Annotated in this window: 25 protein-coding genes and 1 other RNA gene; 8 read left to right on the plus strand and 18 right to left on the minus strand. The window is 66.2% G+C overall.

Going from position 1 to position 26,959, the window contains the following annotated elements:
* Window positions 1–13: 13 nt before the first annotated feature.
* The 7 genes from ABFX29_RS05950 to ABFX29_RS05980 form a co-directional block, all read right to left on the minus strand.
* Window positions 14–331: a hypothetical protein gene (locus ABFX29_RS05950; protein ID WP_152225709.1), complete on the minus strand. Its 318-nt coding sequence runs from the start codon at window positions 329–331 to the stop codon at window positions 14–16.
* 117 nt (window positions 332–448) lie between these two features.
* On the minus strand, window positions 449–625 hold the full coding sequence (locus tag ABFX29_RS05955) for a hypothetical protein (protein ID WP_170287707.1): 177 nt from the start codon (window positions 623–625) through the stop codon (window positions 449–451).
* Between the two features lie 186 nt (window positions 626–811).
* Window positions 812–1,267 carry a DoxX family protein gene (locus ABFX29_RS05960; RefSeq protein WP_152225711.1) on the minus strand — a complete coding sequence of 152 codons (456 nt, stop codon included), beginning with the start codon at window positions 1,265–1,267 and terminating at the stop codon, window positions 812–814.
* 57 nt (window positions 1,268–1,324) lie between these two features.
* Window positions 1,325–2,158 (minus strand): aldo/keto reductase, encoded by an 834-nt coding sequence (locus tag ABFX29_RS05965; RefSeq protein ID WP_152225713.1) that lies wholly within the window; start codon window positions 2,156–2,158, stop codon window positions 1,325–1,327.
* Window positions 2,159–2,191: 33 nt separating this feature from the next.
* Window positions 2,192–3,910 (minus strand): alpha-glucosidase, encoded by a 1,719-nt coding sequence (locus ABFX29_RS05970; protein ID WP_152225715.1) that lies wholly within the window; start codon window positions 3,908–3,910, stop codon window positions 2,192–2,194.
* Between the two features lie 99 nt (window positions 3,911–4,009).
* Window positions 4,010–5,254 (minus strand): M20 family metallo-hydrolase, encoded by a 1,245-nt coding sequence (locus tag ABFX29_RS05975; protein ID WP_152225717.1) that lies wholly within the window; start codon window positions 5,252–5,254, stop codon window positions 4,010–4,012.
* Entirely contained in the window at window positions 5,251–6,915 is a 1,665-nt protein-coding gene (locus ABFX29_RS05980) for an amidohydrolase (protein ID WP_211372330.1), read from the minus strand. Before ABFX29_RS05980 ends, ABFX29_RS05975 begins: the two co-directional genes overlap by 4 nt.
* A gap of 152 nt (window positions 6,916–7,067) precedes the next feature.
* On the opposite strand from ABFX29_RS05980, the gene ABFX29_RS05985 reads away from it, so the two are divergent.
* Together ABFX29_RS05985 and ABFX29_RS05990 are read left to right on the plus strand one after the other, a co-directional pair.
* Window positions 7,068–8,249 (plus strand): RsbRD N-terminal domain-containing protein, encoded by a 1,182-nt coding sequence (locus tag ABFX29_RS05985; RefSeq protein WP_152225719.1) that lies wholly within the window; start codon window positions 7,068–7,070, stop codon window positions 8,247–8,249.
* Window positions 8,250–8,395: 146 nt separating this feature from the next.
* Entirely contained in the window at window positions 8,396–9,727 is a 1,332-nt protein-coding gene (locus tag ABFX29_RS05990; protein ID WP_170287708.1) for an MFS transporter, read from the plus strand.
* A 153-nt stretch (window positions 9,728–9,880) separates the two neighbouring features.
* On the opposite strand, the gene ABFX29_RS05995 is transcribed toward ABFX29_RS05990, so the two are convergent.
* Window positions 9,881–10,453, minus strand: a complete 573-nt coding sequence (locus ABFX29_RS05995) for a GNAT family N-acetyltransferase (RefSeq protein WP_152225721.1) — start codon at window positions 10,451–10,453, stop codon at window positions 9,881–9,883.
* Window positions 10,454–10,581: 128 nt separating this feature from the next.
* On the opposite strand from ABFX29_RS05995, the gene ABFX29_RS06000 reads away from it, so the two are divergent.
* Window positions 10,582–11,043 carry a TetR family transcriptional regulator gene (locus ABFX29_RS06000; protein WP_152225723.1) on the plus strand — a complete coding sequence of 154 codons (462 nt, stop codon included), beginning with the start codon at window positions 10,582–10,584 and terminating at the stop codon, window positions 11,041–11,043.
* A 3-nt stretch (window positions 11,044–11,046) separates the two neighbouring features.
* On the opposite strand, the gene ABFX29_RS06005 is transcribed toward ABFX29_RS06000, so the two are convergent.
* From ABFX29_RS06005 to ABFX29_RS06020, 4 genes are all read right to left on the minus strand, one after another.
* A complete protein-coding gene (locus ABFX29_RS06005) occupies window positions 11,047–11,850 on the minus strand; it encodes an ABC transporter permease (protein ID WP_152225725.1) in 804 nt (267 codons plus the stop codon).
* A gap of 9 nt (window positions 11,851–11,859) precedes the next feature.
* Complete coding sequence (locus ABFX29_RS06010; RefSeq protein ID WP_152225727.1) at window positions 11,860–12,780, minus strand: ABC transporter permease; 921 nt, start codon at window positions 12,778–12,780, stop codon at window positions 11,860–11,862.
* A gap of 145 nt (window positions 12,781–12,925) precedes the next feature.
* Window positions 12,926–14,128 (minus strand): ABC transporter substrate-binding protein, encoded by a 1,203-nt coding sequence (locus ABFX29_RS06015; RefSeq protein WP_152225729.1) that lies wholly within the window; start codon window positions 14,126–14,128, stop codon window positions 12,926–12,928.
* A gap of 72 nt (window positions 14,129–14,200) precedes the next feature.
* Entirely contained in the window at window positions 14,201–15,265 is a 1,065-nt protein-coding gene (locus ABFX29_RS06020) for an ABC transporter ATP-binding protein (protein WP_152225731.1), read from the minus strand.
* Between the two features lie 167 nt (window positions 15,266–15,432).
* On the opposite strand from ABFX29_RS06020, the gene ABFX29_RS06025 reads away from it, so the two are divergent.
* The gene (locus tag ABFX29_RS06025; RefSeq protein WP_152225733.1) at window positions 15,433–16,218 is read left to right on the plus strand and encodes a GntR family transcriptional regulator; all 786 of its coding nucleotides are present in this window, start codon (window positions 15,433–15,435) and stop codon (window positions 16,216–16,218) included.
* On the plus strand, window positions 16,215–16,970 hold the full coding sequence (locus ABFX29_RS06030; protein ID WP_152225735.1) for a PDC sensor domain-containing protein: 756 nt from the start codon (window positions 16,215–16,217) through the stop codon (window positions 16,968–16,970). The genes ABFX29_RS06025 and ABFX29_RS06030 overlap by 4 nt, the downstream gene beginning before the upstream one ends.
* A 92-nt stretch (window positions 16,971–17,062) precedes the next feature.
* On the opposite strand, the gene yczE is transcribed toward ABFX29_RS06030, so the two are convergent.
* Both yczE and ABFX29_RS06040 read right to left on the minus strand, forming a co-directional pair.
* Window positions 17,063–17,668 carry a membrane protein YczE gene (gene yczE / locus ABFX29_RS06035; protein ID WP_152225737.1) on the minus strand — a complete coding sequence of 202 codons (606 nt, stop codon included), beginning with the start codon at window positions 17,666–17,668 and terminating at the stop codon, window positions 17,063–17,065.
* Window positions 17,669–17,750: 82 nt separating this feature from the next.
* On the minus strand, window positions 17,751–18,383 hold the full coding sequence (locus ABFX29_RS06040; RefSeq protein ID WP_152225739.1) for a nucleoside/nucleotide kinase family protein: 633 nt from the start codon (window positions 18,381–18,383) through the stop codon (window positions 17,751–17,753).
* 70 nt (window positions 18,384–18,453) lie between these two features.
* Between ABFX29_RS06040 and ssrA the strand changes: the two genes are divergently transcribed.
* Window positions 18,454–18,826: a transfer-messenger RNA gene (ssrA, locus tag ABFX29_RS06045) on the plus strand.
* A gap of 98 nt (window positions 18,827–18,924) precedes the next feature.
* Here ssrA and ABFX29_RS06050 read toward each other — a convergent pair.
* From ABFX29_RS06050 to rhaI, 4 genes are all read right to left on the minus strand, one after another.
* Window positions 18,925–19,941, minus strand: coding sequence for a LacI family DNA-binding transcriptional regulator (locus ABFX29_RS06050; protein WP_152225741.1), 1,017 nt, complete (start codon window positions 19,939–19,941; stop codon window positions 18,925–18,927).
* 123 nt (window positions 19,942–20,064) lie between these two features.
* Window positions 20,065–21,528: a rhamnulokinase gene (locus ABFX29_RS06055; RefSeq protein ID WP_152225743.1), complete on the minus strand. Its 1,464-nt coding sequence runs from the start codon at window positions 21,526–21,528 to the stop codon at window positions 20,065–20,067.
* A 29-nt stretch (window positions 21,529–21,557) separates the two neighbouring features.
* Window positions 21,558–23,621, minus strand: coding sequence for a bifunctional aldolase/short-chain dehydrogenase (locus ABFX29_RS06060; protein WP_152225745.1), 2,064 nt, complete (start codon window positions 23,619–23,621; stop codon window positions 21,558–21,560).
* Window positions 23,622–23,678: 57 nt separating this feature from the next.
* Complete coding sequence (rhaI, locus tag ABFX29_RS06065; RefSeq protein WP_152225747.1) at window positions 23,679–24,845, minus strand: L-rhamnose isomerase; 1,167 nt, start codon at window positions 24,843–24,845, stop codon at window positions 23,679–23,681.
* A 304-nt stretch (window positions 24,846–25,149) separates the two neighbouring features.
* Between rhaI and ABFX29_RS06070 the strand changes: the two genes are divergently transcribed.
* Both ABFX29_RS06070 and ABFX29_RS06075 read left to right on the plus strand, forming a co-directional pair.
* On the plus strand, window positions 25,150–25,518 hold the full coding sequence (locus ABFX29_RS06070) for an L-rhamnose mutarotase (protein ID WP_152225749.1): 369 nt from the start codon (window positions 25,150–25,152) through the stop codon (window positions 25,516–25,518).
* A gap of 70 nt (window positions 25,519–25,588) precedes the next feature.
* Complete coding sequence (locus ABFX29_RS06075) at window positions 25,589–26,884, plus strand: MFS transporter (RefSeq protein ID WP_152225751.1); 1,296 nt, start codon at window positions 25,589–25,591, stop codon at window positions 26,882–26,884.
* Window positions 26,885–26,959: the final 75 nt, after the last annotated feature.

A 26,959-nucleotide genomic window follows, 5' to 3' on the forward strand; every position in this document is an offset into this window, starting at 1 on the left:
ATCCTTTTACTCGTTAATCGTTCCTGGATTCGTCCGGGTCCTTGTCCTCGGAGCCCGGAACCGCACCGAACCTGCGGTTCACCCCGGAGCCGTGTCCCATTGAATCCGGATTGGGTTTACCGGCAATGATCATCAGCAGGAACGTCAGCAGACAGACAATGAACGTAATGCACCCGGCAGCCAGCCCCAGCTGCCAGCGCAGTTCGTTCTCGGCGCCGCCTGTGGAAACCACCGCCGTCGTGACGGCTACGAATCCGGCGATGACGCCGGAGACTATGACGGGGACGTTGCCGTAGTCCGGTCCTGCTGGTGTCCGCTGCGGTTCGGCCATGCGATCAGCTCCTGGGCTGGTGCTTGGGTGCTGCCGTTCTGCGGGACATTCTGCCACTGCACCCGTGCAGCAAAAAGGGCCGCAGGCAAATGCCTGCGGCCCTTTAGCGGGACTGCTCTAAACCTGCACCTCAACGGCAGCCGAAGCTGCCGTGCTGGAGAGCGCGGGAGCGGTATCGAAGCTCATCTCCACGGCGGATACTCCTCCTGCCACGAGGGCGGAAGCGACTGCAATGCCTGCCAGGAGAGCGGTTGTCCGGTTTGAAGTCCGTTGGCTTGTCCGGGTCTGGAACATAGGTATGTCCTCCTTTCCAGAACGGGAATGGGACCAGCACGCAGGCCGGAATGCCCGCGCCGCTGTGCCTCTATTAAGGCTAGGCTCCCTGGCACGCCGGATTGCATAACGCGCCTCACAATGCGGGGATTTACCGCCGTGGTGTTGGCCACGGCGTGCCGTGTGCCGGGTTACGTCCTGCCGGTATCAGCGCTGGCGGCGGTTCCGGATTGCCCGCCATGCGCCCGTGGACCACAGGGCCCAGACCACCAGCAGCGGCTGGAAGAACAGGCGGATAAGCCGCTTCTGATCGGTGTCCAGGCCAAATCCGTCAGTCTGCGTGACGTACTGGGAGATGTTGCCCGGGAAGATCGCAATGAAGAAAGCGGCTGCGGCCAGACCCACCGGTATGCGCCGGCCGGGCAGCAGGGCCAGGGCGGATCCCAGCCCGATCTCCGCAATGCCGGACAGCAGCACCACCGTGTCCTTGTCCAGCGGAACCCAATCGGGTACCTGGGCCTGGAACTCATCCCGGGCAAAGGTGAGGTGGCTGGTCCCGGCGAAGGCCAGGAAAAGGCCCAGAACGACGGCGGCGGCCCGGCGCGGGCGGCTGGCCTTGGGGGCACGGGCGGTCAGGGTGCGGATCAGGGGGCTGCGGGACATGCCCCGACGCTAACGTATCCGCCCGCCGCCGAAAAGTGCGGCGGCGGGCGGCGGGGGTCAGTGGCCGAAGCTGTCGGAGTCCAGAATCCCGGCTTCTCCGGTGTCCAGCGCCGAAAGATCCGCGATTTCCGTTTCTTCCAAGGCGAAATCGAAGACTGCCAGGTTTTCCGCCAGGTGTTCCCGCGAAGATGCCTTCGGGATGGGAACCAGCCCCTGCTGGACGTGCCAGCGCAGTACGATCTGTCCCGGGGTCTTCCCGTACTTCGCGGCCAGCGCGGTGACTGCAGTGTCCTCCAACAGGCCGCCGTCGCGCCCCAGCGGGCTCCATGACTCGGTCACGATGCCGAGCCTGTTGTTTGCCTGGCGGGACGCTTCGCGGATGTGGCGGGGATCCACCTGGATCTGGTTCAGGTCCGGGATGACACCGGCGTCAGCGAGGCGCTGCAGGTGGGCCGGCTTGAAGTTGGAAACTCCGATGCCGCGGATCAGGCCTTCTTCGAGCAGATCATTCAGCCCGAGCACTGCTTCAACGTACTGGTCCTGGTCAGGGTTGGGCCAGTGCACCAGCAGCAGGTCGATGTAGTCGGTGCCGAGCCTTTGCGCTGACGCGGAGAAGGCCTGGCGGACGCCGTCGCGGCTGTGCCAGCGCTTGTTGAATTTGGTGGTGATCACCACGTCACTGCGGGCAATGCCGCTGCGCCGGATGCCTTCGCCGACTCCTGCCTCGTTGCCGTAGTTCTCCGCGGTGTCGAAGAGGCGGTACCCCGTCTCAACAGCGGTGGCAACGGCGTCGGCGGCCTGCGCATCGTCCATGGGCCACGTACCCATCCCGAGGGCGGGCAGTTCGAGTCCGTTGCGGAGGGTAACGGTGGGGACGGCGGAGTTCGGCATGAAGCTTCCTTTCACTGTGGCTGTTGTCCGAGCCTAGCCAACCCAGCTCACGGTTTCAGAAACGTCCAGGACCCGCACCTCCCACGGGCGAAGGTTCCCGGCACCGCCTGCCTCGGCGTAGTTGCCAAGAATCAACGGACCGTCGTCCGCGAGCCCCAGCGGAACCTCCAGGACGTCCCCGGACACGTTGGCGAGGACCAGCCAGGCCGCGTCGTCCAGGGTCCTGCGGTAGGCGAACAGGTGCGGGTGTTCAGGCGCCTCCAAGTGGAAGTCGCCAAGAACAACCACATCGTGGGTGTGCCGGAGCCGGATGAGGTCCTGGTAATACCGGAAGACCGATTTCGCCGCGGAACGGTCGGTATCGGCATTGATGTGCACGTGGTTCGGGTTGACGTCGATCCAGGGCCGGCCCTCAGTGAAGCCCGCGTTCGGTCCGGCAGTCCACTGCATCGGGGTGCGGGGATTGTCCCGGCTCATGGCGCGCAGTGCTTCGAGGGCCTCCCCGGCGGGCATGCCCTGCGCTGTGGATTCAGCGTAGAAGTTCAGTGACTCGACGTCGCGGTACTGCTCGATCGTGGTGAAGCCGGCGTTGGTCATGCCGATTTCCTCGCCCTGGTACACATACGGCGTGCCGCGCTGCAGATGCAGCAGCGTGGCCCAGAGTGTGGCTGATTCGTAGCGGAATTCGTCATCGTTCCCGAACCGGGACAGATGCCGCGGCTGGTCATGGTTGCTCAGGTACAGGCTGTTCCAGCCACGGTCCGCCAGTCCGCGCTGCCAGCGGTTCCAGGACGTTTTCAGGTCCGGGAGACTCAGGGGCCGGTAATCCCATTTCCGCCCGCCGGCCTGGTCCAGGCTCACATGCTCGAACTGGAAGACCATGTCCAGTTCCGCCCGGTACGGGTCGGTATAGAGCAGCGCCTGGTCCACCGTGGCGCCGGGGGTTTCGCCCACGGTGAGAAAGTCGCCGTCGCGCCCTGAAAAGACCTCGCGGCCCATCTCCTGCAGGAACTCGTGGATCCGGGGCCCGTTGGTGAAGTGCGGGGAACCGTCGCCCCAGACACTGCCCGGTCCCACCAGGCCGTCGGGCAGTGCCAGGTCCTTGGAGATGAAGTTGATGACGTCCATCCGGAAGCCGTCCACGCCCCTGTCCAGCCACCAGCGCATCGTCTCGTAGACCTCGTGCCGAACGGCCGGGTTCTCCCAGTTCAGGTCCGGCTGGTGCGGCGTAAACAGGTGCAGGTAGTACTGTCCGGTCTCCGGCTCGAAAGTCCAGGCCGGTCCGCCGAAGTGCGATCCCCAGTTGTTCGGCTCCGCGCCGGGTTCCCCGGGTTCAAAGCCCGGCCGGGCGTCCCGCCACCAGAAATAGTCCCGGTACGGGTTCTCCCGTGACTTCCGGGCTTCCTGGAACACGGGGTGCTCGCTGGAGGTGTGGTTGACCACCAGGTCCATCACCAGTTTCATGCCGCGCACATGCAGCTGTCCGAGCAGCTCGTCGAAGTCCTCTTCCGTGCCGAACAGGCGGTCGATCCGGCGGTAGTTGGAGATGTCATACCCGTTGTCCCGCTGCGGCGACTCGTGCACCGGGGACAACCAGACGACGTCGACCCCCAGATCCTGCAGATAGTCCACATGGGCGAGGATTCCGCGCAGGTCCCCGATTCCGTCCCCGTTGCCGTCCGCGAAGCTGCGCGGATAGATCTGGTAGACGACGGCGCTGGTCCACCAGGCGGGCTGGTGCGGATCGCTCATGGCCGGGCTCCTTTCGCAGGCAGTGCGTGGAAGTCTACGCGCCGGGAAGGGCGGGCCAGAAGGGACCCGGCGCAGCCCCGGCGCGCTCCGGCGGCGGAATCACTCCATCGAATCTCCGCGGACCAGCCGCCGCGCCACCTCGGTAAGGAGTTCGACGCCGCGAACGGCGTCTTCATCACGGGTGAATTCAGCTTCGTTGTGCGAGATGCCCTCCACGCTGGGTACAAACAGCATCACGGTGGGCACATGGTCCTTGAGGTTGGTGGAGTCATGACCTGCCACGGTCATGATGTCCCTGTGGCTGAAACCAAGGGCGGCTGCCGCGGCACGGCCCAGCTGGACGCCGGCGGGCTGGTACGGGTTCAGTCCCCACTGGTGCGTCAAGGCCAGGGAGACCTCCGTGCGGGAACGGGTTTCAGCCTCGGCGATGCGCTTGCCCAGCAGTTCCATGGCTCCGGCCAGCACGGCTTCATCCGGTGAACGCAGGTCCAGGTTCATGACCACCTGGCGGGCGATGGTCACCGGGGAGTTGGGCAGGACCTGCAGTTGGGAGACCGAGCTGTGCAGCAGGCCCGGTTCGAATTCCTCCGTAAGCTCCCGGGCCGCGGCGATAACCAGCGCTGCCCCGTACAGGGCATCCCGCCGGTCAACCATTCGTGTGGACCCGGTGTGGGACTGGTCTCCGTCAACCGTGACCCGGTACTTCGCGGCAGCCCAGGTCTTGTCCACAATGCCGACCTGGGTCCCGGTCTCCTCCAGGATCCGGCCCTGTTCAATATGGATTTCCGCGTAGCGGGCAACGGAGTCCAAGGTTGGGGCAGTGCCCGGCGCGGACGGGCTGCCCAGCGCCTGGGCCACGGTGGTGCCGGCCAGGTCAGAGGTGGCGCGCGCCGTTTCGAGGGGCAGCTTGCCGGTAAAGACACCGCTGCCCATCATGCTGGGGGTGAAGCGGCTGCCTTCCTCGTTGAACCAGTTCACCACGGCCAGGTTGAAGACGGGGACCAGCTCGCCTGCTTCCGCAGCGGCAGCCGCCCGAACCACTGCGTGGGCGGCTGCCAGAACCCCGTAGGCGCCGTCGTACCGTCCAGCCAGCGGCTGCGAGTCCAGGTGCGAGCCGAGCAGGACCCAGGGGGCGCCGGGAACGAGCTCGGCCAGCCCGAACTGGTTGCCCGCCGGGTCCACGGCCTCGGTGAGCCCGTGGTCCGCCAGCCAGGTGCTGAACCAGGCACGGGTGGCGTGGTCTTCGGCTGTTCCTGCCTGGCGGTCAACACCGCCGCCCGCCGTGGCGCCGAAGCTGGACATGACGGCGAAATCCGACAGGAAACTGGAGTTGCTGGTGCTCATCGGGAGTCCTCTGCTGTGTTGGGAAAGGAGGGGAGGTCTGGGTGCGCGTAGCGGAGCTCGCCGCCCACCATGGTGCCCAGGACCTGCGTGGCGCCGATCCGGGAAGGATGAACCGTGGTTGGATCCTGGTCCAGGAAAACCAGGTCCGCGAGGAGGCCGGGGGAGAGGCTTCCCTTCTCAGCGGACGTGCCGGTGGCTGCGGCGGACCCGGTGGTGTAGGCGGCCAGTGCCTGCTCGGCGCTGATCCGCTCTTCCGGCCCGTACGTCCTGCCGGAGGGGGTTAGCCGTTCGACGAAGGACTGCATCACATCCAGCGGCCGCCCGTTTGAGACGGGACGGTCGGAGCTGCCGGGCAGGACGGCGCCGCGGCGCAGCAGCCCGGCGGCCGGGTAGGAGAGTTCGGTGCGGGCGGGGCCAAGCAGCTCCGCCATGCCGTCGCCGAATTCGGTGATGAAGTGCGGCTGCGGGACCAGGACAATCCCCGCCTCCGCGATCCGGTCCAGCTGCTCCGGCTGCACCACGCCGCCGTGCTCGATGCGGTTGGGGAAGCAGTTCAGGCCGTACGTCTCCTGCGCCTCGGTGATGATGCTGATGGCATGCTCCACCGCTGCGTCACCAATGGCATGCATGGCAATCGGCCACCCTGCGCGGTAAGCGGCGAGGGCCTGCTCTCGCAGCTCCCCGGCGTCCATCTGCAGGTAGCCGTGGTTATGCGTGCAGCCCACATAGTCCTCGGACATGTATGCCGTGCTGCCCAGCAGCGACCCGTCGCTGAAAATCTTCACTGGACCGATCCGGAGCCATTCATCGCCCAGCCCGGAACGGATGCCTGCATCCAGCCCCAGGCCGCCGCCGTCGTCCGAGTGCCCGGAAAGGGGACGAAGGGCGTCCAGCACCAGCATCGGCTGCATCCGCACCGAGAGGAGGCCCTTGTCCCGGGCGGACTGATAGGCGCCGAACTCCCGGGGGGAGTGGCCAATCCAGCCGCCGGCAATTCCGGCGTCGGTGACGCTCGTGATGCCTTCGGTGAGGTAGTGCGCGGTGGCGAGTTCCAGTGCTTTCTCGATGGTCTCCAGCGGATACGGCAGCATGAGTTCCTGAACCAGCCGCATGGCGTTTTCTTCGAGGAGGCCGGTTGGCCGGCCGTCGGCTCCGCGGACCACGACGCCGCCGTCAATCCCAGCCGCCAGGTCCTGTGTCCCGGCGACGAGGTCCAGGGCAGCGCCGTTCAGGGTGCAGGCGTGGCCGGAGGAGTGCTTGATCCACACCGGCCGGCCGCCCGAAGCCTCGTCCAGCCGGTCCCGGTCCGGCTGGGCGCCGCCGAGCAGGAGGGGACTGAAACCCGAGGCAACCACCCAGTCATCTGGTGCAAGCTCTGCTGAGGCAGCGCCAATTGCGGCATAGACGTCCTCCAGCGAACGGGCATCCCCCAGTGCTGTTTCCATCAGGCCGAGGCCGAACCACACACTGTGGCTGTGCACATCGTTAAAGCCGGGCACCACCGTCAGCCCCTCGGCGTCGAACACCGTGCGGGCGGGGACATCCATGTCCGGATCCACAGCCAGGATCCTGCCGCCGTGAATGACCAGGGTGCCGGCCCGCGGATGTGCGGGATCCTGGGTGAGCACATGGGCGTTGGTAATCAACAGGTCTGCAAGCATGGGTTCCTAGCCGTCGTTCCGTCCCCGGGCGAGCACGGAAATGCACAGCCTGCTGGGTGTTGTTCCCATTCAACTATGGCTAAATGTCTCACTCAATGGACATAAGCCGCCATAATTGGCGGCTAAATTATGCATATCCATAAAGTGGCAGGATGACCGAAATTCCCGTCCCCATCCTGGTGCCTTCCGCCCGGACCTTTCCGCTTGAGGCTTCCGCCGGACACCAGTGGGAAGACCTGATCCGGAGGCTGTGGACCCAGCGTGATTCGCTGGTTTCGGACTTCCTCTCCCGGTTCGAAGCCGTCTCCTATGACGACGCGAAGGTGCCCGAGGAGGACGTTTACCAAACGGCCGTGGACACCATGGACATGTTCCTCTACCAGATGGCCGGATTGGAGCTCCCTCCGGACCTGCGCAACCTGCCCCGCGAAGTGGCTACGCGCCGTGCGTCCCAGGGGGTTCCGCTGCAGTCCTTCCTGGAAGCCGTGCGCAACGATTTTCGGGTCCTCTGGAAAGGCCTGGAGCGTGTGGCGCACGGGGACGGCGTCAACGTCCTGGTGTCCAACATGGACCGGGTCATGGACGTGGTGGAAGGCTACGTTTCAAGCATCCAGCAGTCCTTCGTGGAAGCCGAAGCACTCCTGGCACGGGACAAGCAGCTGTACCGCCAGCGCCTGCTCTCCCGGCTGTTCAGCGGAGAACCAAAGACGCAGCAGGATGTTGAGGACATCGCAGCGGGGCTTGGGGTCCGGGCTGCGGATACCTTCGAACTGCTGGCGGTAATCGGAGATGCCGTAGCCGAAGCACAGCGTGCGTTCCTGAATGACCGCCGGCTGCATTCCTATGAACGGGCCGGAGTCCTGTACATCTTCCGGCAGCAGCGCGCCGGCTCCTGGCAGCAGGAGCCGCCCGGGTTCGCAGCCGGCTACATCCCGGACATTGCGGGACTGGCGGCAGTTCCGGCCGCCGCCTCATCAGCCCTGGTGCTGGCGCGCAGCGGCGGCCCCGGCCTGCAGACCGTCCAGGAAGCCTGGCAGCGGATCGCAGCCGAGCTGCTGGAGCAGACACTGCCCGGATTCTGCTCCGGCGTGCAGGAGGCGCTGCGCAAATGCACGGACCACGAACGTGCCCGGCTGCTCCAGGTGGCCGAAAGCTATGCCCGCACGGGGTCCATCAAGGAAACATCGGAGGAGCTTTACTGCCACCGCAACACCGTGGTCAACCGGCTGCATTCACTGCAGCAGGTCATTGGACTGGACCTGGCCGTGCCGGGGGAGGCCTCCTGGGCCCTGATTGCCCTCAGTACCCTCCCGGAATATCCCCGCACTGTCTAAATGCCCAATCTTTGCGTAAAAGGTGGGTGAAATTTGTCATTGTTTGGTCAATTGCCGCCTGACTACGCTCAGGGAGATACCTCCCACACCGGCCCGCATGCCTCCCACTTATCGCGGTGCGGCCAGCTCGAAAGGCAACATCACTCGTGACTAACACCACCACTCGACCGGGGGAACGCGGCGCACCCGTGACCATCTCCGGAAAGGACGCGGGCACCATTGCCCGCGCCTCCTTCGTCGGCACCGCGCTGGAATGGTACGACTACTACCTGTTCGGCACCGCCGCAGCCCTGGTCTTCAACCGCCTGTACTTCACCACCATGGATCCGACGGCGGCACTGCTGGCCTCCTTCGCAACCTTCGGCGTCGGCTTCGCTGCCCGCCCCATCGGTGCCATCCTCTTTGGCTACATCGGTGACAAGTTCGGCCGCCGGCCGGCGCTGCTGGCCACCATCGTCATGATTGGCATCGCCACCGGGCTGATCGGCCTGCTGCCCGACTTTGGTTCCATTGGACTCGCTGCGCCGATCCTCCTGGCGGTCCTGCGCCTGGTCCAGGGCCTGGCAGTCGGCGGCGAATGGGGCGGTGCGGTCACCATGGCCATCGAGCACGCGCCGGTCGAGAAGCGCGGCCGGTTCGCGGCCCTGGTCCAGGTCGGCTCTCCCGTCGGTACCCTGCTCTCCTCCGCTGCCTTCTCCCTGGTGCTGCTCTTCCCGTCGGAGACCTTCGACGCCTGGGGCTGGCGCATCCCGTTCCTGATGGCCTTCCCGCTGCTGCTCATTGCGCTGTGGATCCGCATCAAGGTTGAGGAATCCCCCATCTTCAAGGACCTCCTGGCCCAGGAGGAAACCTCCAAGGTTCCTGCCCTGGACGTCTTCCGCAACGCCGGCGGACGCCTGGCTGTCGCCGTGATGGCTGCACTGCTGGGTGTGGGCGGCTTCTACATGATCACCACCTTCATTGTCAGCTACGGTTCCAACACCCTCGGCGTGGACCGGCAGATCATGGTCAATGCCACGCTGATCGCGGCCGTTGCCCAGATATTCGTCACCATTGCGATGGGCCGGCTGTCCGAAAAGATCGGCCCGGGCAAGGTCACCATGTGGGGCGGCATCCTCACCGCTGCCGCAGCATTCCCGATCTTTGCCATGGTGGACACCAAGTCCACGCCGATGATCATGCTGGCCATCACCCTCGGCATTGTGCTGATTGCCGTGGCCTACGCCGTCAACGGTGCTCTGCTGACCGAACTGTTCCCGCCGAAGCTGCGCTACTCCGGCGTTGCCCTGGGCTACAACATTGCCGGCGCCACCAGTGGTTTCATGCCGCTGCTGGCCACTGCGATGCTCGGGTTCTCCGGCAACCAGTCCTGGGGCGGCGCGCTCATCCTGGCCATCATTGCCGTGATCACCGCCGTCGGCGGTTTCCTCGGCGAGCGGCTGCGGGTGCAGGACAAGAGGATTGTCTCCGCGGACTGACCCAACCGCCGCCGCCTCATGCGCGGCGGCCACCATAATCCGGCCGGCAGGAAGGACCCGTTCCCCCATGGACTTCCTGCCGGCCTTTCAGGCAAGGCCCCGCCGGTCCCCGCGGCGGGGCCTTTTGCTGTCAGCGGGCAGTTGCCTGGCGGCCTACAGGGTCAGTCGCATCAGGACCCGGGGAAAACCGTTAAGGACAGACGAGGTGTCCGCGGCCTTGACGAATCCAGCTGCCTCAAACAGGCTGCGGGTGCCGACGTATGCCATGGTCAGGTCCACTTTTTCGCCCTGGTTGTCCACCGGGTAAGCCTCGACGGCGGGTGCCCCGTGCCCGCGCGCGAAGTCGACGGCGCCGGACACCAGTGCGTGGGAGATTCCCCTGCCGCGGTGGCCGGGACGGACCCGCACGCACCACAGGGACCACACCGGCAGGTCATCGATGGCAGGAATCCTCCGGTTCTTCGCGAACGAGGTGTCCGCCCGGGGATGGATCGCGGCCCACCCGGCCGGCACGCCGTCGTCGTATGCCAGGACGCCGGGAGGAGGCACTTCGCCCAGCAGGCCCCGCATCTTCTCTCCACGGGCCCGGCGCTGCAGCGACTGGTTCTCCTTTGACGTCAGCAAGCGGTAGCTCAGGCACCAGCAGGCGTTGGAATCAGGATGCTTGGGCCCCAGGACGGCGGCAGTATCTGCGAACACCGTGGCGGGCCGAACCTCGAGGGGCATGCGCACACCCTACCGCTGAACCTGGACGGAGCTGAGATCCCCGCGGAAACGGGCTAGACTAGCCGGTTCATCCCGGCGGATCCTCCGCCGGAAGACATAAGCAGCAGGAAAAACGAAAAGAGAGCGCAATGTTCGCCGCTGGAGCGTCCATTACCGAGATTGAGCAAGACGTCGAGGACATGATCGTGCAGCTGGTGCACCGGCTGGGAGACCTGGCCGATGCGGACCCGGATCCGGTGGGAGCCCAGGAACGGGCCTACATCAAGGCCTTCTCCGACGTCCGGGCCAACAGCTCCATGGACCAGGCCGCACTGCTGGAAACAGCCATCAGCCGGCCCAACCTCGCAGAGTCGCTGCTGTACCTGAACCGCCGCCTGGATGAGGCCAACCTGAGCCCGCGGGACCCGGCGGGAATCATCGGCGTCGTCATCCGGCTGGCCATGGACGGACTGTGGGTCAGCGACATCCTGGACTCCAGCCGGTTTACCAAGGCGGAGCGGGAGCGGATCACCAGGCTGCTCAGTGCCCTGTCCCGGCTGAGTGATGAGCGGATGGCGGAGCTGCTCCCGGAGTGCGCCGCCACCCGCTAGCTGTTACTTCTTGTCATCCCCGGTGAGCCGCTGGGACAGGTAGACCGGGATCATCGACGCCACGATCAGCACGGCGGCAATGACGTTCACCACCGGCGCCTGGTTGGGCCTGGCCATGTTGTTGAAGATCCAGATCGGGAGCGTTTCGGTGCCGGGCGGGGCGGTGAACGTGGTGACCACCACCTCATCGAAGCTCAGGGCAAAGGCGAGCAGCCCGCCGGCAACAAACGCCGAACGGAACCCGGGGAACGTGACCTGGAAGAAGGTCTTGACCACGTTGGCGCCCATGTCCATCGCCGCTTCCTCCAACCCGCGGTTCATTCGGCCCAGCCGTGCCTGGACGTTGTTGAAGACCATCACGATGCAGAACGTCGCATGGCCGACAATCACGGAGAACAGCCCCAGGCCGATTCCCAGCGGTTCCAGCACGGTCTTGAACGTGTTGTTCAGGGCCACGCCGGTGACGATGCCGGGCAGCGCGATGGGCAGCACCACCAGCAGGTTGATGGTGTTCTTGCCGAAGAAGTCGTAGCGGGACAGGGCGAACGCCACCATTGAACCCAGCACCAGGGCAATGACCGTGGCAACGGATGCGACCTTCAGCGAGGTCCACAGCGCCTCCCGCACGCCTTCGTTATGCCAGGCGGCAACCCACCAGCGGGTGGTGAATTCCTGAATGGGGAACGCACCCGAGGTGGTGGCGTTGAACGAATTTGCGATCACCAGCAGCAGCGGCAGGTAGATCGCAGCCATGACCAGGCCGGCGAAGACCCGCAGGGTGATTTTGGCGGAAGCCGATAGCCTCATGTCTCTCTCCTACAGTTGCTTCAGGGCGCCGGACTTGCGGGCCAGGAACAGGTAAAGCACGACGACGATGATCGGCACGGTGCCGAAGGCTGCGGCGAGCGGCGGGTTGAGGTTGATGTTCGAGGCGATGACGGTGCCAATCACCTGGGTCTTGCCGCCGACGAACTGGGCGGCGATGTAGTCGCCCAGGCTCAGCGAGAAGGTGAAGATGGACCCGGCCACGAAGGCCGGCTTTAGCAGCGGAACCGCCACGGTCCACACCGTGGACCAGGGCTTGGCGCCCAGGTCCGAGGACGCGTCGAACAGGCTGTCCGGGATTTGGCGGAAGGCGTTGTAGACCGGCACTGCCATGTAGGGGAACCACAGGTAGGCCAGTGTCACGATCAGCGCGGCAGTGCCGTAGCCGGGACCGGTCATGCCCAGCGGTGCCAGCAGCCAGTCCAGCGGGCCGCCGGAGGAGAAGGTGATGCGCCAGGAAAAGACCTTCACCAGGTAGCCTGCCCAGAGCGGGAGCGTGATGCCGATTGCCAGAGCCGCGCGCATCTTCGGGGAAGTCACTTTGGCCATGTAGAGCCCCAGGGGCAGGGCCAGGGCGGCGCACAGCACGGTGACAGCCAGTGCGATGCCGATGGTCCGCAGGGCGGTCTGCTGGTAGGCCGGGACCGTGATGATCTCCGTGAAGTTCTCCAGCGTGAACGCGGGAATGACCTTGGAGGTGAAGCTGTCCGTGGTCCAGAACGCGGTGATGAACAGCAGGATCAGGGACCCGATGTAGAGGACGCCGAGCCAGCCCAGCGGCAGCAGGAGCAGGCCGGTAAGGCGGGCTTTGGGCCGGGCATAGAGCATGCGGGACATGCGGTCGCCCAGGCTGTTCCGGGGCTGCACCTGCGCTGCTGCGGGCGGGGGCGGGGTTTCGTGGATTACTGCCATGGCGCTTTTCCGGCGGGTTTCCGCCGATTCTCCTCTTGGGCCGGGCCTGTGGGACGTGGTGCCGCGGTGCGCGGCTGGGAGTTTGGAAGCCGGTGGGCGGCGGCAGTTCTCTTCGCCGCCCACCAGCGGTCAGTGCGGGGTGGAACTAGCCCTTGATCTCAGTCCAGGCCTTGGTCCATTCCTGGTAGTTGGTGCAGGTCACGTCCGTACGTCCGTCCACGCACTGCTCAACCGGGGTGGTCCACATCCAGACCTGCTTGTAGTAGTCCTCGTCGGTGGCGTGGAAGGTCTCGCAGTGGGCTGCGTTCGCTTCCGAGCCTTCGCAGGCCAGGGCGTTGGCCGGAGCCATGCCGAAGTTCTGCGAGATCTGGGCGTTGACCTCGGCGGAGGAGGCATAGTCCATCCACTTGTAGGCGCAGTTCGGGTTCTTTGCCTCTGCGGCGATCATCCAGGTGTCCGACCAGCCGGTGGCACCTTCCTTGGGCAGCACGGACTCAACCTTGCCGCCGTCGCCCTGGGCCAGGTTCACGATGACCTGCCAGCCCGTGCCCATGTGGGCGGTGCCGGAGGAGATGGAGCTGACGGCCTTCAGGGCGTCGTTCCAGTACTCGCCCACCAGGCCGTTCTGGGTCTTGAGGAGTTCGACGGCAGCAGCGAGCTGCTCCTCGTCGAGGGCGTAGGGGTTGGTGATGCCCAGGTCCGGCTGGGTGGCCATCAGGTACACGGCAGCGTCGGCGATGTAGATCGGGGAGTCATAGGCCATGGTCTTGCCGGCGTACTCGGTGTCTTCTTCCCACAGCGGGGCCCAGGAATCCGGGGCCTGGGCGACGTGGTCGGTGTTGTACATCAGCACGTTGGCGCCGCGGCCAATCGGAACGCCGTAGCTCTTGCCGTTGAGCGTGTCATAGACCTGCCCCTTCAGCCCGTCCACGATGTTGCCGAAGTTGGGAATCAGGTCGGTGTTGATCGGAGCCACGTCGCCGCCGGCGATCAGGCGCAGGGAAGCGTCGCCGGAGGCGGATACCAGGTCGTATTCACCGCTGCGCATCAGCTGGACCATTTCATCCGAGGTGGCGCCGACCTTGCGGTTCACCTGGCACTTGGTCTCTTCCTCGAACGCGGAGACCCAGTCGGCGTCGGGGTTGGTGGATCCGTCTTCCACGAAGCCGGCCCAGGCGATGATGTTGACCTGGCCTTCGCTTTCGCCGATTTCCGTGGCCATGGGCAGGTCCGGGACCTGGATGCCGGTGGTGCCGGAGTCCGTGGTGGAGGCGTCCCCGCCGCAGCCGGCCAGGACCAGCGAGAGCGAGGCGAGCGCTGCCAGCGGCAGGGCCTTGGTGATCTTCATGGTGAACCTTTCATAGTGGGGTGCGGAGCGGGTGGTGCGGGCCGGTCGAGGCCGGCCGGGGGTGGAAAGCTGCTAGGAAACGCGGAAGTTGAAGCGTGAAGGCCACTGGAGTTCGACGGCGTCGCCCCGGGAGGCAGCGGTGGCCCGGGAGTCGTTCTGCTCCTGGACGATCAGCCGGTCTCCGGTGGTGGTCGCGGCGACGTACCGTGTGGTGGGGCCGGTGTAGACGATCTCTTCGATCCGTGCGGACACGGCGGAGAATCCTTCGGGTGCAGGCGTTCCGGCCGCTGCCAGGTGGATGCGCTCGGGGCGGATGCTGACCAGTCCGTCAGTGCCGGTGAGCTGGCGGGCCAGGTCGCCTTCCACCAGGTTGGTGCTGCCCAGGAAGGTGGCCACAAAACGCGTGGCGGGACGCTCATAAAGGTCTTCCGGGGTGCCCACCTGTTCGATGCCGCCGTTGTTGAACACCGCAATCCGGTCCGAGAGGGTGAGGGCCTCCTCCTGGTCGTGGGTGACGAAGATGAAGGTGATGCCGACTTCGCGCTGGATCTGCTTGAGCTCGATCTGCATCTGCTCACGCAGCTGCTTGTCCAGGGCGCCGAGCGGTTCGTCCAGCAGCAGGACCTGCGGGCGCAGGATCAGGGCCCGGGCCAGGGCGATGCGCTGGCGCTGGCCGCCGGAGAGCTGGGACGGCAGACGCCCGGCCACCTGCGGCAGGCGCACCATCTCCAGGGCTTCGGCAACCCGGCGCTCCCGCTCAGCCTTGGGTGTCTTGCGCAGCTTCAGGCCGTAGCCCACGTTCTGTGCCACTGTCAGGTGGGGAAACAGTGCGTAGTCCTGGAAGACCGTGTTGACGTTGCGTTCAAACGGAGCCTTGCCGGTGACGTCGGTGCCGTGCAGGCTGATGGTGCCGCCGGTGACGGGTTCGAAGCCGGCGACCATGCGCAGCACGGTGGTCTTGCCGGACCCGGAAGGGCCCAGCAGGGAGAAGAATTCGCCGGAGCGGATGTCCAGGTCCAGGTCCTTGACCGCGGTGAAATCGCCAAAGCTCTTGGTCACGGAGGAGAGGCTGATGGCGTTGCCGGAGAGCGCCTGGTCCTCGGCGGCGGGGGAGAGTGGGGCTGTGCTGGCTCGCACGGTGGATCCTTTCACTTCAGCTGGAAGCGCCGAAGCGCGTCAGGTAGTAAAGCTATGAAACCAGATGTTATATGTAATTCAGGTCACTTCAAGTAAATTTCTTGTTACGGATGCGCGGCCCGGCACGCCGGCACCGTCCGGTCCGCCAAGCTGGAAAGATCGTGAACATGCCCCAGAACACCGCTCCGCAGAAACGCCTCCTCACCGCTGTCTTCGCTCCGCTGGGCGACGCGGGCAAGGCCAGCCGCGTCGAAGAGCGCATAGTTCAAGGGATTTCAGCCGGTGCCTTGGCGGACGGCGACCGGCTGCCAACCGAAATGGAGCTGGCCGCCTCGATGGGCGTGGCCACGGTTACCGCCCGGGAGGCGCTGGCCGGCCTGCGTTCCCGGGGGCTGGTGGAAACACGCCGCGGGCGCGAAGGCGGCACGTTTATTACGCTGCCTTCCGGAGACAGGTCGGTGCTGGTGCGCCGGCGCCTCACCGGCATGAGCCGCGTGGAACTGCGTGATCTGGCCATCCACTACGCGGCGATCGCGGCCACCGCTGCGGAGCTCGCCGCCGACGCCGCCGACCGCGAGGATGTGGAGGCGCTGGGACACCTGCTCGATGTTCCCGCCGGCAGCAGCCGCGCCGTCGGCGATTTCCTCCTTGAACTCGCCGCGCTCAGCCAGTCAGCCCGGCTGACGCGCGAGTACGTCCGCCTGCACACGGACTACGGATCCCTGCTGGGGCTGGCACACGCGGATCCCGCTTTCAACTCCGCCATGGTGGACCTCTGCCGGGGGATTTGCGCGGCCGTGGCCGACGCCGATGCCGCCGCCGCACGGTCCCTGGTCCGCCAGTATGTCCAGGCGTCCGTGGCCTGGCTGATCGATGAACACACCCGTCTTCACTCCTCCGCCGCCCTCACTACGGCGGAGCAACCACCCGCACCCGCCAGGAGGAAAGCATGAGCATTTCCCGCAGTGAACCAGTACAACCGTCCCCGCCAGCATTGCCGGTGGACCTCGGCACGTTCTTCCGCGAGCTCCTGGAGATCCTGCAGGACTGGAAGCCGCGGCTCCAGCCGCTTTTCAGCGGTCCCGGGCCAGGGCCCTCGTGCCGGGAAGTGGACGCCGTCGCCGAGCCCCTGACCATCGCGCTGCTGCAGCGCACCGATTATCCGCTGGCCGGAGGTGGTTTTGTTGCCGCCCACAATGCCCTGAGCGACGCCCCCTGGCACATGGCCTGGTGGCAGGGGCGGAGTAAGGAAATCCAGGTGCTCTCCTCCGTGGAGAGCATGGGCGAGGCATATTCCCGGCGGGAGTGGTTCACCGTTCCCGTGGAGACGGGCGCCAGCCACGTGACAGGCCCGTATGTGGATTTCATCTGCACCGATGAATACACCGTGACGCTGACTTCTCCGCTCACTGTGGGCGGGAAGGTGGTGGGCGTGGTGGGAGCGGACGTGTTCGTCGAGTCGCTGGAGGAAGTCCTGCTTCCGGACCTGCGCAGCGTGCACCCCGAGGCGTCACTGGTGAACCGCGTGGGCCGGGTAGTGGTTTCCGCCGACCCCCAGCTTGCGGCCGGACGGCTGCTGGTGGGGGACTGGCGGCAGGCTGTGGATCCGGCGCGGATGGAACTGCGCGGGCCGGAGTACACCGGCCGGTTCGCAGCCGTGCATCCGTGCGGGAGCCTGCCGCTCGCCGTCGTTGTCCCGCTCTAGCGCTTCGTTCCCGCCCCGCCGAAAGGCCAGTTACGGCTCTTCTCAGCCGTCAGAAGAGCCGTAAGTGCCCTCTCGACGGAGGACGGGCGGGCTCAGACAGCGGACGCCGGGCGTGCCGGGATGTGGAAGAACGGCACGGTGCGGTTGACCATCGGCCCGATCAGCAGGGCGAAGGCCACGGTGCCCAGCCCGACGGCGCCGCCCAGCGCCCAGCCGATGGCAAGAACCGTCACCTCGATGCCGGTGCGCACGGCCCAGAGCGGCCAGCCGAAGCGGGCGTGGATCCCGGTCATGAGTCCGTCCCGGGGACCCGGGCCCATGCGTGCGCCGATGTAGAGCCCGGTTGCCACTGCGAGGAGCACCAGCCCTGCCGTAAACAGCAGGATCTGCCCCCACAGCTGTGCCGGTTCATCCACAACGGCCAGAGCCACCTCAGCGCTGGGCCCTACCAGCAGCACGTTGAGCACGGTCCCGACTCCGGGCTTCTGCCGCAGCGGAATCCACAGCAGCAGCACCACCAGTCCGATCAGGTTCGTGACCAGCCCAAACGCGATGCCGGTCTGCAGGCTGGTGCCCTGCCCCAGCACGTCCCACGGGGAGACGCCCAGTCCCGCACGGATCATCATGCCGATGGAGAAGCCATAGAAGAAGAGGCCGGCCAGCAGCTGCAGCACCCGGCGGAGGAAGTTCGCGGACATGAGAACAACCAAACTCCTCCGGCGGCTTTAATCCAAAAGCTGCCCGGTTACCGGAAGACATACGCGGTAATCAGCGAGCCGGCTAGGAGCGCAGGCGTACGACGGCGTCGGCGCGCCCTGCGTGCGCAGCCACCAGGTCAGCGTTGGCCTGGTCGCTGCCCAGCGCCCATTCCCGGGCTTCTTCCCGGCTCTTGCCGAACGCCGCGTGCCGCTGCTGAAGCCGCCGGATGCGCTCGGCGTCCCCGAGCGCCAGGAACCACACGGCGTCGAGCTGCTCCCGGGCCAGCGGCCACGCCCCGGAATCCAGCAGCAGGTAGTTTCCCTCGGTGATGACCAGCGGCACGTCCCTCCGGACCGGCACCGCGGAACCGATGGGCTCTTCCATGTCCCGGCGGAACTCCGGCGCGTAGACCACCGGTTCATCCGCCGCGCGGAGGCGGCGCAGCAGCGCAGCGTACCCGCCGTCGTCGAACGTGTCCGGTGCGCCTTTCCGGCCCCTGCTGCCCCTCGACTCCAGCACCTGGTTAGCCAGGTGGAAACCGTCCATCGGAACCACGACGGCGAGTTCGGGTCCCAGCTCGGCGGCCAGTGCTGCGGCGAGTGTTGACTTACCTGCGCCCGGCGGGCCGGTGATGCCCAGGATGCGGCGGTGGCCGGCAGCCAGCCGGCGGGCTTCAGCGGCGAGCTCCGCCAGCGAACGGTCCAGGATCTGCATATGAATATCTTGTCCCAGGAGCTGGAATGTTCTGCGGACCCGGTGGGTTAATAGGGGTGTAACTGAATATGGGGATGATCGGTATCGACGATGTTTGCCGTGTGTGGGGAAGCGGGCCGAGGATGCAGGGTTATCTCGCAAACGCCCCCTGTAAACCAATAAGTGCCAAACCTATGCGCACTGACTTCGCCCTCGCCGCCTAGGCCAGAGTGAGTCCGTCAGATTCGAAAAAACGCTTCCGTTCCGGATCCTGGCGTCATTTAGGAAGCCACTGCCGGACACTGCCGCCGTTCAGGTGTCCGGGACTTTTTGAACGGCTGGGCCCGGATCAGCCACTTGCCTGCACAGATGGCTGGGGCCAAGAAAATCCAGAGCAGGCTGCGCCCGGAGAAGTCCAGGCACTCCAGCATCGGACGGGGGTTCGATTCCCCCCATCTCCACTGCTTCACCTCAAAAGGCTGCGCCCCGGCTCCAAAGACCGGGGCGCAGCCTTTTGAGCTTCGGCGCAATGAGGTCCCGGTGCTTCCGCGCGGCCAGGCGCTTAGAAGCTGCCGGTCGACTCCCGCACCACCAGCTCCGGCTGGAATCTCACGTGGCGGTGGCGGTGGTCTTCCGCCAGCTCATCCTCCAGCAGCTCTACCGCCGTGCGCCCAATCAGCCGGGCCGGCTGGCGGATGGAAGACAGGGGAACGATCGCGGACGGCGCGAAGTCGATGTCGTCATAACCCACCAAAGCGATGTCCTGGGGCACCCGGATGCGGTGGTCGAAGACGAAGGCCTGCAGCAGTCCGATCGCCAGCAGGTCATTGGCGGCGAACACTGCCTCCGGCCGGGACCGGGCCGGACGGCGGAGCAGTTCCTCGCCCACGCGCCTGCCCTCGAGTACCGTCAGTGCCGTGGTGCCTACGACGTCCAGGAAGGCTCCGGGCACCGCGTCCACGGCCGCCTGGGCGCCGGCCTGGCGGTCGGTTACCTGGTGCAGGCCTGCAGGGCCGCCCACGAACGTGATGCTGCGTGCGCCGCCGGAGAGCAGGTGGGCGACTGCCATTCGCCCACCTTCGACGTCGTCCACTGCCAGGGAACAATACTGGGAGGCGGGAGCCTGTTCATCCACCAGCACCACCGGGGTGCCGCGGGAGCGAAGCCGGTCGATGCGGCTGCGGTCCTGGGAGGACTGCGGCGTAATGAGCACCCCGCGCACCCGCTGTTCCTCGAACAGATCCAGGTAGACCTCTTCGCGTGTGGGGGAGAGCCCCGAGTTGCCCACGATGACGGCCTGGCCGAGCGTATCGGCAGCGGCTTCCGCTCCGCGGGCGATCTCGTTGTAGAAGGGGTTGCCGGTGTCCTGGACTACCAGTCCGATAGTCCGGGAGCGTCCGGCCTTGAGCTGGCGTGCGACGTCGTTGCGGACATATCCCAGGTCCTCGATCACCTTCAGGACCCGGCGGCGCCGGTCCTCGGAGACGACTTCCGGCCGGTTGATCACGTTGGAAACCGTTCCAATCGAGACCTTGGCTTCCCGGGCGACGTCCTTGATGCTGACCGGGAATCTGTCCATTTCTCTTCTCTTCCGTCCGGACGGGGTCCACTTCTCCTGGCACCGTCACCGGCGGGCCGGGCCCGCGGGACAGGTTCTTATTGTAAGCAGCATGTCCTTTGGGCGCCGGAGCGCCGGCAGATGTTACAGGGCGGCCCGGACCCTCGGCTCGTAGCGGATCGGTTCGAAGGTGCGGGCAACCAGCCGGCGCAGCTCCTCCAGCCCGCCTGAAACCAGGCCCGCAGCCCGTGCCTGGACCAGCACGTTGCCAATCGCGGTGGCTTCGACCGGCCCAGCGTAAACCGTGCGCCCGGTCCGGTCGGCCGTGAGCTGGCAGAGCAGGGTGTTCTGCGAGCCGCCGCCCACCACATGCACGGTGGGGATACTGCGCCCGGTGAGGGTTTCCATCTGTTCGATGACGTCCGCGTAGGCCGCTGCCAGCGATTCAAGGATCGAGCGGACCATTTCGGCCCGCCCGCGGGGCGGCTGCACTCCGTGCTCTTCGCACCAGGCGGTAATCCGTGCGGGCATATCGCCCGGGGCCGTGAAGCGTTCGTCCTGCACATCGAACACCGTTACCGGAGCCGTGACCGCCGCCGCCTGGCTGATCAGCTCGGCCAGGTTGCTGGTGCGCTGGGAATCGGTGGTGCCGGGTCCGTCCCAGGTGCGGATGGACTCGGAGAGCAGCCACAGCCCGGACACGTTCTTCAGGTACCGGATGCGCCCGTCCACCCCGCCTTCATTGGTGAAGTTGGCGGCATGGCTCTCGGGAGTCAGAACCGGGCCGGGCAATTCAACACCCACAAGCGACCAGGTGCCCGAGGAGATGAAGGCTGCATTCTCATCAGCGAACGGAACCGCCACGACGGCGGACGCAGTGTCGTGGGAGCCGACTGCGGTGACCGGAACGCCGGCCGGGGCGCCGAGCTCTTCGGCCACGAAAGGCAGCAACCCGCCGATCCGCTTCCCCGGAGCGATGAGCGGAGCGAACAGGTCAGCGGAAAGCCCGAGCCTGTCCATCAGCGCGGTGTCCCACTGCCGGGTGCGGGCATCGAGGAGGCCGGTTGTCGCGGCGTTGGTCTCCTCGGTGACCTCCCGGCCCGTGAGCCAGTAGGCAATGAGGTCCGGAACCATCAGCGCCCGCTCCGCCATGGCCAGGTCCCCGCGCTGCCGGTCCACGGCCAGCTGGAACACGGTGTTGAACGGGAGGTGCTGCAGCCCGCTGCGGGAATAGAGCTCCTCCGGGGAAACTGCCGCGTGCACGGCCTGGACACCGCCGGCGGTGCGGTGGTCACGGTAGTGGTAGGGCAGGCCCAGCAGCTTCCCGCCGCGCAGCAGCCCGTAGTCCACTGCCCAGGAGTCGACGCCGATGGACCGGACGTCCGGTTCCTCCCGGAACGCCTGGGCCAGCCCGTCGGTCAGGGACCGGTAGAGCTCGGTGATGTTCCAGTGCAGGCCGGGCCCGTCTCCCTCGTGCAGCCGGACCGGCTGGTTGGGGAAACGGGCCACGTGCCGCATCCGGATCCGCCCGCCGGACACGCCGCCGAGGATGACCCGGCCGCTGGTCGCCCCGAGGTCGACGGCCGCTACGGATGCCGTTTGCTCCATGGTCACTCTGTCCTTTCCTGCCGCGCCGCTTAGCGCAGGAACGCGGCGGCGACGCCGGCGTCGACCGGGATGTGCAGGCCGGTGGTGTGGGAGAGGTCGGAACTGGTCAGCACTGCGGCTGCGTTGGCCACGTTTTCCGGCAGGACCTCACGCTTGAGCAGGGTTCGCTGGGCGTAGAACTTGCCCAGCTCATCCTCGGGCACACCGTAGACCGCTGCCCGCTTGGCTCCCCAGCCGCCGGCGAAGATGCCGGAGCCGCGGACCACGCCGTCGGGGTTGATGCCGTTGACCTTGATGCCGTGCTCGCCCAGTTCCGCTGCCAGCAGGCGCACCTGGTGGGCCTGGTCGGCCTTGACGGCGGAGTAGGCAATGTTGTTCGGGCCGGCGAAGACGGAGTTCTTGGAGGAGATGTAGAGGATGTCCCCGCCCATTTCCTGGGCGATCATGGCCTTGGCAGCGGCCTTGGCCACCAGGAAGGAGCCCTTGGCCATCACGTCGTGCTGCAGGTCCCAGTCCTTTTCGGTGGTTTCTAGCAGCGGCTTGGAGATGGACAGGCCGGCGTTGTTCACCACAAGGTCGATTCCGCCGAAGGCCAGCACCGTGGCGTCGATGGCGGCGGCAACCTGCCCTGCATCGGTCACGTCGGCGCGGACACCAATAGCCACGTCGGGGCCGCCCAGCTCGGCTGCCACCTGCTCGGCGGCCTCAAGGTTCAGGTCGGCGATGACCACGCAGGCGCCCTCGGCAGCGAGGCGGGTGGCGATGGCCTTGCCAATCCCCGACGCCGCGCCGGTGACCAGCGCGATGCGGGTGGCGTGGCTGCGGGGTTTGGGCATCCGGGCCAGTTTGGCTTCCTCGAGGGCCCAGTATTCGATCCGGAACTTCTCCGACTCATCGATCGGGGCATAGGTGGAGATGCCTTCGGCGCCCCGCATCACGTTGATGGCGTTGAGGTAGAACTCTCCGGCCACGCGAGCGGTCTGCTTGTCCTTGCCCCAGGAGAACATGCCCACGCCGGGTACCAGCACGATCGCCGGGTCGGCTCCGCGCATGGCGGGGGAGTCCGCATCAGCGTGCCGCTCGTAGTAGGCCTGGTAATCGGCCCGGTAGACCTCGTGCAGTTCCTTCAGGCGTGCGATGCAGTCTTCGACGGGTGCCTCGGCAGGCAGGTCCAGGACCAGCGGCTTCACCTTGGTGCGCAGGAAGTGGTCAGGGCAGGAGGTGCCCAGCGCAGCCAGCCGGGGATGTTCGGCGGCGGCGAGGAAATCGAGCACCCGCGGATCGTCCATGTAGTGGCCAACCTGGGGGCGGTCGTGCGATGCCAGTCCGCGGATTACCGGGGCCAGGGCAGCAGCCTTGGCGTGCCGCTCGGCTTCCGGCAGTGCTTCGTACCCGGGCAGCGCCGCACCGAACGGTTCAGCCTTGGAGTGTTCGGCGATGTACGCCTCGGCGGTGTCGATGATCCACTGCGAGTTGGCCTCTGCCTCGTCGCTGGTCTCGCCCCAGGCGGTGATGCCGTGGCCGCCGAGGATGGTCCCGACAGCGCCGGGGTTGGCTTCCTTGATCGCGGCGATGTCCAGGCCCAGCTGGAACCCGGGGCGGCGCCACGGTACCCAGACCACCTTGTCACCGAAGATCTTCGCGGTGAGTTCCTCGCCGTCGGCTGCCGTTGCGATGGCGATGCCGGAGTCGGGGTGCAGGTGGTCAACGTGGGCTGCGTCAACCAGCCCGTGCATGGCGGTATCGATCGAAGGCGCCGCTCCGCCCTTGCCGTGCAGGCAGTAGTCGAACGCCGCAACCATTTCATCTTCGTGCTCCACGCCGCGGTAGACGTTCTTCAGTGCCTGTACCCGGTCCAGGCGCAGCACCGCGAGGCCCTTCTCCGTGAGGGTTCCGAGGTCTCCGCCGGATCCTTTGACCCACAGCAGTTCGATGTCCTCACCGGTAACCGGGTCCGCCGCGGTGCCCTTGGCGGAGGTGTTGCCGCCGGCGTAGTTGGTGTTCTTCGGGTCTGATCCGAGCCGGTTGGAACGGGCGATGAGGTCTGCGGCGACGGTCCGACCGGTCGTCGTGTTGCTGGCGTGGGCGTTCATGCGGAAGTCTCCTCGTGGAGTGGGTGGAATTCGTTGGGAGCGGGACGGCGCGGCGGCTTAGGAGCCCCAGGAAGCCTGGGTTCCGCCAACGCGCTCTTCAGTGATGCGCTGCTGGTATCCGGATGCTGCGTAGGCTGCCATCGGATTGGCCGGCAGGCCGCGGGATTCGCGCCAGGCAGCCAGTTGCGGGCGGACGTCGGTGTAGAACGCGTCCATGAGGACTTCGTGGGCCCCGAGGACATCCCCCGCTGCCTGTGCGGCCGCGAGCGCGTCGCCGTCGATCAGCAGGGCACGGGCCGTCATTTCCTGGACATTGAGCACCGAGCGGATCTGGCCGGGGATCTTTTCCTCGATGTTGTGGCACTGGTCGAGCATGAAGGCCACGCCGTTTTCCGGGTTGAGTCCGCCGCCGCGCACCACCTCGACCATGATGCGGAAGAGCTGGAACGGATCTGCGGCTCCGACAATAAGGTCGTCGTCGGCGTAGTTGCGGGAGTTGAAGTCGAAGGAGCCCAGCTTGCCCAGGCGCAGCAGCTGCATCACGATGAACTCAATGTTGGTGCCCGGTGCGTGGTGGCCGGTGTCCAGGCAGACCTTGGCCTGGTCGCCCAGCGCGGCGACCTGGGCGTACGCCGTGCCCCAGTCCGGTACGTCGGTGTGGTAGAAAGCCGGTTCGAAGAACTTGTACTCCAGCACCAGCCGCTGCTCGGAACCCAGGTTGGAGTAGATCTCCGCCAGGGACTCGGCCAGGCGGTCCTGGCGTCCGCGCATGTCCTGCTGCCCGGCGTAGTTGGTGCCGTCTGCAAGCCAGATCTTCAGGTCCTTGGACCCGGTGGCGTTCATGATCTCCAGGCACTCCAGGTGATGGTCGATCGCTTTGCGGCGCACCCCCGGATCGGCGTGGGTGAGTGAACCGAACTTGTATTCCTCGTCCTGGAAGGTGTTGGAGTTGATGGTGCCCAGGGATACGCCATGGTCTGCTGCGTAGCGGGCGAGGGCGGCGTAGTCGTCCACCTTGTCCCACGGGATGTGGAGCGCGACGGCCGGTGCCAGGCCGGTGAAGCGGTGCACCTGGGCGGCGTCGGCGATTTTTTCCTGCACCGTACGCGGAGTTCCCGGCGTCGAGAAGACCTTGAAACGGGTTCCGGAGTTGCCGAAGGCCCAGGACGGGAGTTCGATGGCCTGTGCGGCCAGCTGGGGGGCGATGTCGTCGAATACAGGCATGTGCGTCACTTCTCTGTGGTAGCCGGCGGGCGGCACCGGGTCATTCTGGGCACCGCATTGAATCGTTTCATCAAAGTATGCCGTTCAGGCTGGGAAGGTCAAACGTGGTCCCGGTAAAGAACTATGGCAGCGGGAGTAACGACTTCTTGAAACGTCTCAATTTTTGGGTACTATGAGTCCGGCAGTGCATGAGAGGTCCCTCACAGGATCCGCTCGGCCGGCCCATCCTTCCGGAGTGGCCACCCCTGCTGCCGCCACAGGTGCGAAGTCCTCCCGGACCCGCCACATTACGAAGGAGTGATGCATGGGATCTCCCCTAGCCACGGCCGAGCTGCAGGAGCTGGTTCAGCTTCCTGCCGGGGTCACCAGGACCCGCGGGTGTTTCCTGCTGCACATCCGCCCGGAGCGGCTGGCCGAGTACGTCGAGGTCCACCAGCGGGTCTGGCCGGAAATGCTGGACGCGCTGCGCGAGACCGGATGGCGGAACTACTCGCTGTTCCTTCGCGCGGAAGACGGCCTGGTTGTGGGCTACTTTGAGGCGGAAGACGCCGAAGCCACCCAAAAGCTCATGGACGCGCATCCCGTCAATACCCGGTGGCAGGCCGAGATGGCCCAGTACTTCGTGGAAGGTACCTCGGCGCAGGCGCTGACGCAGTACTTCCACCTCTCCTAACCCAGTTTTATCCGGGGCACAGCCGTGCCCGCTTCACAGCACCTTCTTCACTGTTGCAGAAAGGCTCGCCATGAGCACCACGAAGCTCGGCGGATGGAAAGCCACCATCGCCGTGTCCATGTCCAACTACATCGAGGCCGGTTCGATCATCGCGCTGGCCACCAGCCTGTCCCTGTGGCAGGAGTATTTCGGGTTCAGCAACCTGCTGGTGGGACTCGTCGCGGCCCTGAGCGCCAACGCGTTCGGTGCGGCCATTGGCGCACTCATCGGCGGACCGCTGGGTGACCGGTACGGCCGGAAGTTCATCTACACCTATGACCTCATCCTCTACATGCTGGGCACCCTGCTGGTCATTTTCGCCGTGGCTCCCTGGATGCTCATTGTCGGCGTCATCCTGACCGGCATCGCCGTGGGCGCCGGTGTACCGGTGGCTTGGACCTACATCGCCGAGGAAGCCCCGGCTGAACACCGCGCAAAGCATGTGGGCACCGCCCAGCTGGCCTGGTCGCTTGGCCCGGCACTGGTGTTCCTGTTCGCCACCATCGTGGTGCCGCTTGGCCTGACGGGCAGCCGAATCATCTTTGCCCACCTCTTTGTGGTCGCCTTTGTCACCTGGTGGATCCGCCGGGGCCTTTCGGAATCTGTCACCTGGAAGAAGTCCGACGAAGAGCGCCGCACGGCCGAAGCCGGTGGAATCAAGCGCCGGAACTACCGTGAACTGCTCACCAACGCCACCAACCTCAAGGCCCTGCTGTTCCTCACCGGCGTGTACGCGCTCTGGAACCTGGTTGCCGGCCAGATGGGCATCTTCATGCCGCGCGTCTACGAAACCGCGGGCGTCGAATCCGCCACCCAGCAGAACCTGCTGCAGGTGCTCCTGTGGACCCTCACCGTGGTAGCCACCTACTTCGGCTTCATGAAGTACGGCGACCGGGTTGACCGCCGCAAGCTCTATGGCATCGGAGCCGTGCTGGGCATCATTGCCTGGCTGCTGCTCGTCTTCGCGCACGTCACCATGCCGGTGCTGATCCTGTTCGCCGCCCTCTGGGGTATCTCCGCAGGCATCGGCGCCCAGGCCTTCTACGCTCTCTGGGCCGCAGAAATGTTCCCCACCCGCCTGCGCGCCAGCGCCCAGGGCGTGCTGTTCTTCGTGGCACGCATCGTCGTCGGCGTGCTCAGCTACTGGTTCCCCACCCTGCTGGCCGAACAGGGCGTGCCGTTCGTTGGCATGATCATGATCGGTGCACTCGTGGCAGCCATGGTGATCGGCGTCCTGTGGGCCCCGAACACCCGCGGCCGGACCCTGGAAGACATCGAGGCGGAGCGCTACGGCAACGCTCCGGGTGCCGCCAAGCAGACAGTCTAGGCGCACAAAAACCACGGGCCTCCGTCCCGGTACCGGCTTCGCGCCGGGCCGGGGCGGAGGCCTTTGTGCTGCTGC

The organism is Arthrobacter gandavensis, from assembly GCF_039528575.1.
Lineage (GTDB): Bacteria > Actinomycetota > Actinomycetes > Actinomycetales > Micrococcaceae > Arthrobacter_B > Arthrobacter_B citreus_B.